11 protein-coding genes and 1 pseudogene are annotated in these 12,928 nt (G+C 48.5%); 9 read left to right on the top strand and 3 right to left on the bottom strand.

Annotated elements, in window-relative coordinates:
• Positions 1–8: 8 nt before the first annotated feature.
• Both pheT and zapA read left to right on the top strand, forming a co-directional pair.
• Complete coding sequence (pheT, locus tag ACUUHJ_RS09025; RefSeq protein ID WP_472298728.1) at positions 9–2,432, top strand: phenylalanine--tRNA ligase subunit beta; 2,424 nt, start codon at positions 9–11, stop codon at positions 2,430–2,432.
• Between the two features lie 82 nt (positions 2,433–2,514).
• A complete protein-coding gene (zapA, locus tag ACUUHJ_RS09030; protein WP_289676972.1) occupies positions 2,515–2,790 on the top strand; it encodes a cell division protein ZapA in 276 nt (91 codons plus the stop codon).
• 94 nt (positions 2,791–2,884) lie between these two features.
• Here zapA and ACUUHJ_RS09035 read toward each other — a convergent pair whose 3' ends face one another.
• Positions 2,885–3,259 carry a phage holin family protein gene (locus tag ACUUHJ_RS09035; protein WP_041749319.1) on the bottom strand — a complete coding sequence of 125 codons (375 nt, stop codon included), beginning with the start codon at positions 3,257–3,259 and terminating at the stop codon, positions 2,885–2,887.
• A gap of 245 nt (positions 3,260–3,504) precedes the next feature.
• On the opposite strand from ACUUHJ_RS09035, the gene ACUUHJ_RS09040 reads away from it, so the two are divergent.
• From ACUUHJ_RS09040 to ACUUHJ_RS09070, 7 genes and pseudogenes are all read left to right on the top strand, one after another.
• Positions 3,505–5,862 (top strand): endonuclease MutS2, encoded by a 2,358-nt coding sequence (locus tag ACUUHJ_RS09040; protein ID WP_064200969.1) that lies wholly within the window; start codon positions 3,505–3,507, stop codon positions 5,860–5,862.
• A gap of 17 nt (positions 5,863–5,879) precedes the next feature.
• Positions 5,880–6,290 (top strand): DUF350 domain-containing protein, encoded by a 411-nt coding sequence (locus ACUUHJ_RS09045; protein ID WP_007728502.1) that lies wholly within the window; start codon positions 5,880–5,882, stop codon positions 6,288–6,290.
• A gap of 281 nt (positions 6,291–6,571) precedes the next feature.
• Positions 6,572–7,870: a nucleotide sugar dehydrogenase gene (locus ACUUHJ_RS09050; RefSeq protein ID WP_472298729.1), complete on the top strand. Its 1,299-nt coding sequence runs from the start codon at positions 6,572–6,574 to the stop codon at positions 7,868–7,870.
• 145 nt (positions 7,871–8,015) lie between these two features.
• The gene (locus ACUUHJ_RS09055; protein ID WP_472298730.1) at positions 8,016–8,603 is read left to right on the top strand and encodes a sigma-70 family RNA polymerase sigma factor; all 588 of its coding nucleotides are present in this window, start codon (positions 8,016–8,018) and stop codon (positions 8,601–8,603) included.
• Positions 8,582–9,346 (top strand): DUF4179 domain-containing protein, encoded by a 765-nt coding sequence (locus ACUUHJ_RS09060; RefSeq protein ID WP_289676976.1) that lies wholly within the window; start codon positions 8,582–8,584, stop codon positions 9,344–9,346. Before ACUUHJ_RS09055 ends, ACUUHJ_RS09060 begins: the two co-directional genes overlap by 22 nt.
• Positions 9,347–9,452: 106 nt before the next feature.
• Positions 9,453–9,653, top strand: a complete 201-nt coding sequence (locus ACUUHJ_RS09065) for a cold-shock protein (RefSeq protein ID WP_012685372.1) — start codon at positions 9,453–9,455, stop codon at positions 9,651–9,653.
• Between the two features lie 250 nt (positions 9,654–9,903).
• A pseudogene (locus ACUUHJ_RS09070) lies at positions 9,904–10,416 on the top strand (hypothetical protein); the annotation flags it as partial.
• 182 nt (positions 10,417–10,598) lie between these two features.
• Here the strand turns inward: ACUUHJ_RS09070 and ACUUHJ_RS09075 are convergent.
• Positions 10,599–11,426: a M55 family metallopeptidase gene (locus ACUUHJ_RS09075; RefSeq protein ID WP_173625353.1), complete on the bottom strand. Its 828-nt coding sequence runs from the start codon at positions 11,424–11,426 to the stop codon at positions 10,599–10,601.
• Positions 11,427–11,589: 163 nt separating this feature from the next.
• The gene (locus ACUUHJ_RS09080; RefSeq protein WP_289676979.1) at positions 11,590–12,726 is read right to left on the bottom strand and encodes a glycosyltransferase; all 1,137 of its coding nucleotides are present in this window, start codon (positions 12,724–12,726) and stop codon (positions 11,590–11,592) included.
• Positions 12,727–12,928 lie beyond the last annotated feature (202 nt).

Here is a 12,928-nt window from a genome sequence, read left to right on the forward strand (position 1 = left end):
AGGTAAAGATGAAGGTATCGTACCAATGGTTATCTGAATACGTCGATCTGAGTGGAACGACGCCCCATGAGCTGGCTGAAAAGCTGACTCGCAGCGGGATTGAAGTAGACGCAGTTGAATCGCGCAACGAAGGTGTATCTGGTGTTGTGATCGGTTATGTAAAAGAACGCAGCAAGCACCCAGATGCAGACCGTCTCAACGTATGTGTGGTTGATGCAGGACAAGGAGAAGACCTGCAAATCGTTTGTGGAGCAGCGAACGTAGACAAGGGACAAAAAGTTCTCGTTGCCTTGATCGGTGCGAAGCTCCCAGGTGGTCTGAACATCAAGCGTTCCAAGCTACGCGGTGTAGAATCCCAAGGAATGATCTGCTCTGCAAAAGAATTGGGCTTAAACGACAAGCTGTTGGCAAAAGATCAGCAAGAAGGCATTATGGTTCTGCCAGCGGATGCGGAGATCGGAATGGATGCAGTTTCGTACCTCGGTTTGGATGACTACGTGCTGGAATTGGGATTGACACCGAACCGTTCGGATTGCATGAGCATGTTGGGGGTTGCTTACGAGGTTGCTGCTATCTTGGGCAAAGAAGTGGTATTCCCGCAAATCGAGCTGACCGAAAACGGTGGCGACAACCCGATCCAAGTTAAGATCGATGCGACAAACGAATGCTATCAATACCACGGTCGTCACTTCACCAACGCCAAAATCGCGACATCTCCGCAATGGATGAAAAATCGCCTGATGGCAGCAGGAATTCGTCCAATCAATAACGTGGTAGACGTAACGAACTACGTCCTGCTCGAGTACGGTCAGCCGCTGCATGCTTTCGATGCGACACAGGTAGCTGATCGCTCTATTGTCGTTCGACTGGCAAACGAGGGCGAAAAGCTCGTGACATTGGACGATCAAGAGCGCACGCTGGATGCACAAACCTTGCTGATTGCCGACCAGACCAAAGGCTTGGCGATCGCAGGTGTAATGGGCGGAGCGAACTCTGAAATTACTGGTGAGACGAGTGAAATCATTCTCGAAGCAGCTTGGTTCACGCCAAAAACAGTGCGTCGCACAGCTCGTATGCTCGGCATGCGTACAGAAGGCTGCGTACGTTGGGAAAAAGGCGTTGACCAAGCACGTGTACAAGAAGCTGGTGAGCGCGCCGCTGCGCTGATTCAGCAATTGTCTGGGGCAACAGTATCCAAAGGAATCAGCTCTGCTGTTGTAAGCGAAGCTGCGCCTGCTGTTGTTTCCGTTACGCTTGCAAAAATCAATCAGCATCTCGGAACCGACATGTCTGCTTCTGATGTATCGCCGATTTTCGAGCGTCTGCAATTCCCGTATGAAGTAGCGAGCGACAAATGGACGGTAACCGTTCCAACGAGACGTGGCGACATTACGCTACCAGAGGATTTGGTGGAAGAGGTTGCACGTCTGTACGGCTACGACAACATTCCGACCAGCTTGCCTTCTGGTTCGACCACACAGGGACAGCTGACTAAAGAACAGCAATTGCGCCGTACGATCCGTCATCATCTGATCGGTACTGGTATGAATGAAGCGATTTCCTATGCACTGGTTCATCCAGATCGTGTTGAGGCAGTAGCGGGTCTGCATCAGGAAAAAGTAAACCCTGTTGCGCTCATGATGCCAATGAGTGAAGACCATAGCGTTTTGCGCACGAGCTTGATTCCTAGCCTCTTGGAAACAGTCGCTTACAATAAAAACCGCCAAAACCACGATGTTGCGATTTTCGAATTGGGCCGTGTGTTCTTGACAAAAGAAGAAACACTCACTCAGCTTCCGGAAGAGCGTCTGTATGTAGCGGGTGCATTGACTGGACAACTGCTCACACAAAACTGGATGGGCGCCAAACAGCCTGTTGATTTCTTCCAAACCAAAGGGATCGTGGAATCACTCTTCGCTCGTTTGGGCATCCAAGCTACCGAGTACAAAGCCGTCCAGGACATCGCAGGTATGCACCCAGGACGTACCGCAGAGGTATGGGTAGGAGAAAAACGTCTGGGCTATCTGGGGCAAGTTCATCCGGGCACAGAAAAAGCGTACGATCTGTCCGAAACGTACGTATTCCAGTTTGATGTAGCTGTTTTGATTGATGTAGCTGCCGAGGTTGGACATTACAATCAGCTGCCGAAGTCCCCGGCGGTAACGCGTGACTTGGCTCTCGTTGTCGATCGCAGTGTAGCTGCTGGTGCATTGGAAGCAACGATTCGTGAAGCGGCAGGAGAGCTGCTTGAGTCCGTAACCCTGTTCGATGTATACATGGGTGAGCGTATTGCCCAGGATAAGAAGAGCATGGCATTTGCCCTCGTATTCCGTCACGCAGAGCGTACCTTGCAGGACGAAGAGATTCAACAAGTGACTACTGCTGTCATCGAAGCCCTGAAAAACAACACAGGTGCTGAATTGCGCGTGTAACACAGCTTGACGAAATCTGACATTTTCAGTAACCTAAAAAAGGATAATGTAGAGCAAAGGTCGCAGTAGGGAGGTACCTCTCGTGCAAGGTGATGGGAAAAATCGTTTGACGGTGGACATCTTTGGCCAACAATACCGGCTCAGCGGCAAGGCAAGTGTCAATCACATACGCATGGTGGCCGGTTTCGTTGATGACAAGATGAACGAAATCTCAAACGGCAACCATCGACTGGATACTGCCAAAATTGCCGTACTTTCTGCAGTCAATATCGCGGATGAATACTTCCGCTTGCGTCAGGAGTACGAAGAACTGCTGAAAATCATTCAGGAAGAGGCAAAGGCTAAACCGATAGATTAAGGAAAAGAGGGGCGAATGCCTCTCTTTTCACGTTGTGGGTAAAAGGAGAAGAGCCACCCCGTCTTTGATGGGATGGCTCTTTGTTGCATTTTGCCTATGTCTCCTGCTTGTTCCCGGCATCTCCATTGCGCAAATCCATATGGGTTTTGATCGGGATAAACAAGTCGATGATCCCGATCACCAAGGAAGCCAGGAGCGCTCCAAGAATCGTTACGCGGAAGCCAGAGACGATGAACTGAGTGAGATAAATCACGACGGCACTGACCAAGAAGCCGATAATACCCCGATTGTACGGCGAAATTCGCTCTCCGAAAATGGCTTCTACGGCCCAGCCAATCAGTGCGATGACAACGGCCGCGAGTAGGGCTGTCCAAAAACTGCTAACTGAAAAGCCGGGGACCAGAAAGCCGACAAACATCAGGACTACGGCAGCGACGATAAAGCGGACGATATGGCGCATGATCGTCAAGTGTACTCCTCCTTTAGGGTTGTTTCACCTTTCATTCTCTCACGCAAGGAGCTGAACTATGCTAAACGAAAACGTGTAAAATTATCCTTCGCCGGTGCTGCCTGTCCGAAGCTTTCCGTTGCCCAAGTTTTCTAAGCTCCGCTGCCATGCTATAATGGGGAGATATCGAAATGATTGCCGGTATAGACCGTCGCTCCCGCCCGCACGGTACAACGGTCGCCGCTGGATAAAGAAGGAGGAGCACAGTGGAACAACGGGTTTTAAAGACGTTAGAATACGATAAAATAGTGGCCCTGTTGATTGACAAGGCATCTTGCACATATGGAAAAGAAAAAGCATCAGAGCTGATTCCTTTTTTACGCTTGGATGAAGTCATTACCGCTCAGCAAGGGACTGAACAAGCAGCAACCGTGTTACGCTTAAAAGGCAGCGTGCCGCTCGGTGGCATTCGCGATATCCGCGGCCCCGTACAGCGCGCCAGATTGAACGCCATGCTCGCCCCAATGGAATTGCTGGATATCGCCAGCACCGTTATGGCCGGACGCAGGCTCAAAACGTTTTTGCTCGACATGTGTGACGATCACGAGCTGCCATTATTGCAACAGCAGGCAGAGCGTATTGAGGGCCTGCGCGAGTTGGAAACCGAAATTCGTCGCTGTGTTGATGAAAACGGCGATATTTTGGACAGTGCGAGTCTTGAATTGCGACAGGTACGTCAGGAGATTAGACAGCTCGAGTCGCGCATTCGCGAAAAGCTCGATCAAATGACACGCTCGTCTACGTACCAAAAAATGCTGATGGAAAACATCGTTACGATTCGTGGAGATCGTTTCGTCATTCCGGTGAAGCAGGAGTATCGTTCGGTATTTGGTGGAATTGTTCACGATCAGTCGGCATCCGGGGCGACGCTCTTTATCGAACCGGAAGTGATCGTCGAGATGAACAACAAGCTTCGCGAGCTTCGCCTGCGTGAGGAACGGGAAGTGGAGCGCATTCTGTATGTGTTGACGGAGCAAGTATCCTTTGCGGTAGAGGCTTTGGTCGAGAATACAGAAGCACTGACAGAGCTCGATTTTATGTTTGCCAAGGCTCAGCTTGCCTGGAGCATGAAGGCGATTTGTCCACGCATCAATGATCGCGGATACGTAAACATGCGAAAAGCGCGTCATCCACTTATTCCACGTGAAGTTGTCGTTCCAGTAGATGTGGAGCTAGGTGGAGAGTATCAGGCGATCGTTGTGACGGGTCCCAATACAGGGGGGAAAACCGTTTCCCTCAAAACAATCGGACTGCTGTCCTTGATGACGATGGCGGGCTTGCATATTCCGGCGGAGGAAGAGAGCGAGATGACTGTATTCTCCTCCATTTTTGCCGATATCGGGGATGAGCAATCCATCGAGCAGAGCCTGTCTACATTCTCAAGTCATATGACCAATATTATTCAAATCTTAGCGAAAATGGATGACAAGAGCTTGGTGCTGTTTGACGAGCTAGGTGCAGGAACAGACCCAACAGAGGGTGCTGCTTTGGCCATGTCCATCATCGATCATGTGATTGATTCCGGTGCGAGATTGGTTGCAACGACTCACTACAGTGAACTGAAGGCGTATGCCTACGATAGACCCGAAGTCATTAACGCCAGCGTAGAATTTGACGTACAGACGTTGCGTCCTACTTATCGCTTGCTCATCGGGGTGCCTGGCAGATCCAACGCGTTTGCTATCGCAAGACGCTTGGGATTACCGGAACACATCATTGATGTAGCACGTGGCTCGATCAGTGAAGAAGACAATCAGGTCGAGAGCATGATTGCTTCGTTGGAGCGTAATCGCAAGTCGGCGGAAGCAGACAGGTTGGCGGCAAAGGCAGCCCGCCAGGAAGCCGAAGAACTGCGTAGACAGCTCGAGGAAGAGCGTGCCCAATTTGCTGAAGAGAAAAACAAACGAATGGAGCGAGCAGAAGACGAAGCGCGAATTGCAGTCCAACTCGCAAAAGAAGAAGCGGAAACGATCATTCGCGAGCTGCGCGAAATGATGGCAGAAGGCATGGAAATCAAGGAGCATCGTCTCATCGATGCGAAGAAGCGCTTGGGTAATGCCGTGCTTGAGCTGGAGAAGGAAAAGGTGAAGAAGCCGGCAAAAGCAGTTCGCGCTACGCAGATCAAGGTGGGCGACGAGGTAATGGTGACGAGCTTCGGACAAAAAGGAACCGTGCTGGAAAAAGTAAACAATGAAGAATTCCTCGTGCAGATCGGGATCATGAAAATGAAAGTAAAGCGCGATGATATGCATGTACAAAACTCCATCCAGCAAAAACCGCAAGCGGCTCCGTACACCTCTGTGAAGCGTCGCAGTGACAATATCAAAATGGATCTCGACTTGCGCGGCTACAACGTCGAGGACAGCATTCGGGAAATCGATCAGTTTTTAGATGATGCACTGCTGGCAGGCTTGCACTCGGTGTCCATTATTCATGGACACGGGACAGGGGTACTGCGCAAAGGCGTGCATGAGTATTTGAGAAGTCATCGTAATGTAAAATCCTTCCGCTTGGGCGGTCAAGGAGAAGGCGGCGTAGGTGCTACCATTGCCGAATTGAAATAAGAGGTCGGGAGGGACATATGGAAAGCCTTCTACACAATCCATATTTTGCAACTGCAGCTTATTTTACAGTGTCTGGACTGGCGATGGTTTTATTCTTAGCCATTTTTGAACTGGTGACGCGTTATCGTGTTTGGGAAGAATTGAAGCGTGGGAACATGGCAGTAGCAATGGCAACAGGCGGGAAAATTTTTGGGATCGCGAACATTTTCCGTTATTCCATTCAGGCGCATTTGTCTTTGGGCGAAGCGTTGATTTGGGCGACATTCGGATTTTTCCTGTTGCTGTCTGCGTACTTCATTTTTGAATTCATGACCCCAACGTTTAATGTTGATCAGGAAATTGCGAAGGATAACAGGGCCATTGGCTTTATTGCGATGGTCCTGTCCATCGGTTTTTCGTATATCATAGGGGCATCCTTGCCTCGTTAGACGGGTTGAACGATATTTCAAACGAGAGTATAATTTGATTTGGCGAAAGAGTACCAAACTATTCTGCCCAATCAACGTCCTTTTTACGAAAAAGAGGACAAGCCAAGATTGTATGGGGGAGGAACAGCCTTGGAAACGTTGTACAAGGTCCTCATCGGATTGTGTGTGCTTTTTATCGCTGCAGGTGTTTACTACCTGTCCTAAAAATATACGCAAGTTGGCCGCGTGACTTCTACAGTCATACGGACCTTACTTGGAGAATGTGAAAGAGGAGATACGCAATGACTCAACCTGTACGCGTAGCTGTTGTGGGATTGGGGTTTGTAGGCTTGCCGTTGGCGCTTACCTATGCCATGAAAGGAGCAAACGTCATCGGTATTGACGTCTTACCGCATGTCGTCGATGAGATCAATGCGGCACATTCCCATCACCTGGAGTCCTATCAGGGGAAAACGTTGCCAGAGATCCTCAAAGAGCAGATTGAAGCAAAACGTTTCCGTGCAACGTCCTCCTACGAGGAAGCTGCTGCGGAAGTCCATAACTATATTGTAACAGTCGGATTGCCTGTTCATAACGGCGATCCTGATCTCGGACCGCTGAAAAGCTGTGCACAATCGCTCGGTCGTGTACTGAAAAAAGGCGATACGATCATGATCCGCAGTACCGTCGTACCAGGAACGACAGAAGATGTGATTCTGCCAATTTTGGAGGAAACAAGCGGTCTTGTTGCGGGTGTCGATTTCTACCTGACATACTGCTCGGAGCGAATTGCAGAGGGGCGTGCTTTTGAAGAGTTCATCCATATGCCGCTCGTTTTGGGTGGCATCAATGAACAAAGCGCTGAAAAAGGTAAAGAGTTGTTGTCCTTCATCAGTGAGACCGACATCACGATTACGGATATCCGCGTAGTCGAGACAGCAAAAGTCATCGAGAACATCCAGCGTGATGTGAACATTGCGATGGTGCAGGAATTCGCTCGTTTCTCTGAGGCATTTGGCATCGATACGTTCGAGTTGATCAAGGTTGCCAATACGCACACGCGTGTAAACCTGTTATCGCCAGGACCGGGTGTAGGCGGCTTCTGCTTGCCGAATGCACTGTACTACTTGCAGCCTAAGGCACGTGAATTGGAAGTAAACCTGCCGATTCTGCAACTGGCTCGCAACACAAATGATGCGGTACCTGAAGTGTTGATCGGTATGCTCGAGCAAGCTTTGAAGAAGAATGGCAAGACATTGGCAGGAAGCCGTGTAGCTGTATTGGGAATGGCGATGAAAGACTTTTCCAATGACGACCGTGTAAGCCCTGTCCACGACCTGATCAAGGTGCTCATGGCAAAAGGAGTAGACGTTCGTTCCTACGATCCGGCTGTTCCGACTGTGTATGATCACAAGGTTGAGAGTTTGGACAAAGCAGTGAATGGAGCAGATGCGTTGTTCCTGACTGCTGTTCAAACGGAATTTGCTGAGGCAGATTGGGCACAGGTTGCTGAAAAGATGGCTGACGCACCGATCCTCTTCGATACAAAGAACCGCATCCCGCGTGACCTTGTCAGCAAGGCGACAGTGGTGCGCATTTAATTCTTGAACAAGTTCCACTGATTTGAATGCCAAAACCTCTCTAAACGCACGTAAAAGCGTTTGGAGAGGTTTTTTTCATAAAGTAGTGAACCATATTGAACGAGAGAGCCAATACATGGTGTATACAATTTCAGGGGGCCCTCCGATGAATGATCAAATGTTAGAACTGTGGCTGGACCGTTTGCTTGATGGAGATCAAGAAGCTTTTGAGGTGATCTACAGCATGACGCGGACAAAAATTTACGGTACCGTAGCAGCCATGGTCACGAATAAAGAAGATGTTCATGATATTGTAAGCGAAATTTACTATCATCTATGGAGATCACTGCCTGCTTATGATCGCAAGCGTCCGTTTCTTTTCTGGGTGAATGGGATTGTCATTAGACAGGTGAAAAACTGGCGTAGACAGATTTGGAGAAGATTCCGTCTGTTAGAACGAAAACAGAGCTTGGAAGAAGAGCAATATGTCGAAACGCCGGATGAGCCAATGCTTGCGATGGAGTCTGCCACAGAGATGCAGCAAGCAATCCAAATGCTGCCGTTCAAGCTGCGGATCGTCGTCATTTATCGGTATTACTACGATTATACGTACGACCAGATAGCCGAACTGCTGCAAATACCTGTGGGGACAGCAAAATCGAGAAATCATCTAGCATTAAAGCGAATCCGCGAGTGGATTGACGTCGAATGGAATGAGGAGGAACTCCAAATATGTCTATCGAAAAAATCATAAAACAGTCACTCACCAAGCAAATGGACGAAACCACGATCCCTGATGAACTCGATCAGCGCGTCAGGCAGTCCTTTCATCGCTATCACAAAAAAAAGGAGACTGTATCGATGAAGAAAAAATTAGTTATGATGGGGTTAATTGCTGCTATTATACTGCCGACTGGAGTATATGCGGCTTTAAATGGAACCTCTTATTTTGCAGACAATCCAAAAGACTTGAACAAGTTGGTGGGTGAAGGGGTTAAGCGAGCAGCGGCAGAAGGATTGTCCATTCCGATCGATCAAAAAATTACCGATCAGGGGATTACGATTCATTTTACGGAAGTGTATGCGGAAGATAGCAAGGTTCTGCTGCACTATCGCATTGAACAACAAAATGGAGAACTGGTGCCTTTCGAATTCGATACGACAGGTTTAGATGTGGTAGGCGAAGCAAATGGCAATCCTGTGTACCAGGATAAAGGTTTGGAAGGTACAAGTTTCCTAAGCTTTTTCGGGGCCAGCAAAGAGGGTTATTTGCCTTTCTACTTAACAGATGAGTCCGGTAAGGAAGTAGAGGTGGGAATAGCCGATCATAACAAGCCAGAGGGCGTTCTTGCCTTCACCTCGCGTGAATTCAAGCTACCACAACCACTCACCTTAAATATCGATGTGAACCGGATCGGCAAAACAAAGGGCAACTGGAAGGGACAATTTATTGTGGACCAGAGCAAAGCCAAAGAAGCAACAGAGGCTGCGAAGTAGGAGAAAAAAATTCGGTCACGTATAATAAGCCTCGTAAATGGCAATAGTAACCGAGGTAAGACAATATTTCAAATGTCATGTAAGGGTTACATGCTAGGAGGCAAAAATGGAACGTGGAAGAGTAAAGTGGTTTAACAGTGAAAAAGGTTTCGGTTTTATCGAGCGTGATGGTGGAGATGACGTGTTCGTTCATTTCTCCGCAATTCAGGGCGAAGGGTACAAATCCTTGGACGAAGGGCAAGAGGTTGAGTTTGACGTAGAAAACGGTCAACGCGGTCCTCAAGCGACGAACGTTCGGAAATTATAAAAGCTGAAACGACAAGCAGACTCAGATAATGGGTCTGCTTTTTTATTTGGGTTTAAGTAGCTAAAGTGGAGGAAAGAAGTGAATTTCCAGTCTGCGCTTCGGCCTACGCCCAGCCCAAAGGGGGATTGACTGTCCGCTTCGGAATACGAATAAAAGTATATTTTTTGCAAATCCACAGCATTTGTCCAACACGCTTTGTCCGTCTTTCGCCTTTACATGTAGTAGTCTCATGTAAAGGAATGAACTGCACATGTCCCGTCGGAAGGATAAACTGACAGTCATTTACCAAAAGGGTAAAAAGCGAATAGTCGTAAAGACATTTTTGCGTGAAACCAGTAGAGTGGTTGTCGTACTAAATACGCAGTTTACGAATGCCCCAAACACCACCCAAATTGCCAGCGGAGCAGGACGAAGCGGTGCTGCCGGTAATGATGCCGCCATCGATTCATCGAACACACTGCAACAACAGAGCGTGGGAGCTGGTGGGATTGCGCGAAATCGGGGAATGGCCAGCAAGCAATCAGAGTATCATGGTCATCATAAGGGCAAAAAGAAAAATGGAAAAGAAGCCATTGTGGTGATAAACGACCAAGTAGTCAAGCTGGCAAGACGCCTTGCAAATGCTTCCGCCACACAAGTTGCAGGTGGGGGTGGCACGTACAGTACAGGTGGTACGAATGCTGCGATTGAAAGCTCCAACACGGAGCAACAGCACGCTGTTGGAGGAGGGCCAGGCTCTCGGGCATCCAATCGAAAGAATGAACAACAGACAGAAGGAGAAAGTGAAGGGAAAAGCAAAAGGAAAAGCAAAAGCAAGAAAGGGGAAAAGAGGCCTCCGGCCACAAGTAGCGCGGAAACGGAAGAATGGGCGGGCTTGAATAATCTACCGCCAAAATGGAGAACGGAAGAACTGATTTCAGCCCTTCCGTTCCTTCCTTATTCTTTTTAAAAAAATTCAGCACCGGATGCCAGGTTCAGCATAGCGCGCATTGTTTTGTACATATCCTGCGGATTGGCTGCATTGTAATAGACCGTGTTTGTTGCTGTTTCATAGCGCGTGCCCGGGACAATTGCGGCCATCTCGGCTTGTCCTGCGTGCGAGAATTCCATCGCCAGCTCTACAGGTACAGCTGTACGGAATGGCTGGATGTTGTTCCGGTTGCGCAAGGCATTGGCTGTCTTGCGTTTCAGTTCAGCGGTCGCTTCTTCGCGCGAGAGACAGATAGCAGCTGTGCGGGATACCGCTTCCTTCACGATCGCTGTTTGGATGCCTGGAATCAGTTCCTGTGCTTCGACGGCGATGAGATTATCACCAGACACCATGACAACAGGAACGTTATGCATACCCGCGATCGCGGCGTTAAAGCCGAACTCACCCACGACTTGTCCGTTGATATACATATTGTGAACCACACCGGACATCGTATGGCTGAGCACACCAGGAATCCCTTGGCGAGTATGATAGCCGATAAACATCGCTGCATCAAAGCTCTCATCGATTCCCTGCATCATGGATGAATCGCGTGGAGAACCTGCCAACAGTCTCGCTTTCGGATGGAGCTTTTCCCAGAGAATGTTGTTCATTGTGTTGTGGCTGTCTGCTACGACAATTTCCGTTACGCCAGACTCAAGTGCAGCTTCAATAACCGCATTGGCATCATCTGTCATAAATTGGCGTCCACGCTGATAGTTAACCCCCGAATTCGGGTTAATATAGCTCGTATCTACAATGCCTGAAATACCTTCCATGTCTACCGATAGAAATAGTTTCATCTCATTTTCACCCTTTCTGTCTGGTGCAGCTTGCTATACAAAATAGTCCCAATTCATATGTAACCAGATTGATCATGAGTAGGCAACCATAAAAACAGATTCTTCAAATAAATCATATAAAAAAAGCACGATGCCCGCTGTTCGCGTTTCACCGTGCCTTTCGTCATTTCAGTAACGTACGATAAAGAGCAACAATTTGTTCGGTCATGAGTTGAATGGTAAAAGTCGATTCTACTTTGTTCAACGCGTTTTGCACCAAGATCTCACGCAATTGTGGTGAAGTCCAAAGTCGTTCCATTGCTTGCGCCAACAAAGCAGGATTTCCCGGTTCGACGATCAGCCCCGTCTCACCATCGAAAACAAACTCTTTCACACCACCGACATTGCTTGCTACGACAGGAACCTCCGAAGCCATTGCCTCGATGATGGTATAACCAAGCCCTTCGTACAAGGAAGAGTGAACAAAGCCATCTAAGGCATGCAAGCACGCAGGAATGTCTTGCCGAAATCCAGCAAAGCGAACACGCGATTCCAGCCCCAATTCTTTTACCTTCGCTTCAAGCATTGCACGTTCAGAACCGTCTCCGATCAACACGAGATAAGGAGACGCCTCTTTCGTGTTCGCCACAAGCGTATGAAAAGCATCGAGCAGAATCGGGAGCCCTTTTACAGGAACAAAGCGAGCTGCTGTCCCGAACAAAAAGGCGTCCTCTGGTATGTTCCATTCTGCACGCAGTCGATTGCGGTCATTTTCCCGTAAATGGTTTTGCCGATAAGGCTTCATGTCCATTCCGTTATAAATCACGCTAATGTCAGACGAGCGAACACCCTGCCCCCGCAAAATATCGGCAATCGCACCACTGATCGCGATGTAATGACGGTTCCAATGTCTCGTGCTCATTTCCATCATGCTGACAATGGCATAGGCCAAGGAGCTTGAATAATCATAACGGAGTGAGCTGTGAACAGTGGTCAGCAAAGGCACCTTCATACCGCGAGCGGCCAGTCGGGAAAAGAAATTGGCTTTAATCCCATGCGTATGAATGATTGCTGGTTGGAATGTGGTAAAGGCATTCCGCAGAGCCTGTAGCAATCGTAAGTCAAAACGTCCGAACTGATTCAGTGTAATGACTTGGATGCCTGATTCCCGCAATTTACTCGCAAAAAGAGAATCATAGAAGCATACGACTGCGACTTCTACTTCGTCGACTGGAAAAGTAGTGACCAAATTGAGAATATGTTGTTCAGCACCGCCAAATTCCCCCCCGCCAATCACGTGGAGGACTCGTAATTTGCTCATCTGAATTCACCCGAATCGTAATTAAAAACCCCTACTGAGGTTATGTACATGGAGGCACGACCGAATAGAGGCGGTGTACCGAAAAAATAAACGATCATTTATAAACAAAGCCATTTTCACTATAGCAGATGCCTGCTAGATTCGCAATAAGACAGCACTTATGGTATCGTTGATGATGGAAAATTGAAATGGAGAAGGACGG

The sequence above is a fragment of the Brevibacillus schisleri genome (assembly GCF_055685845.1).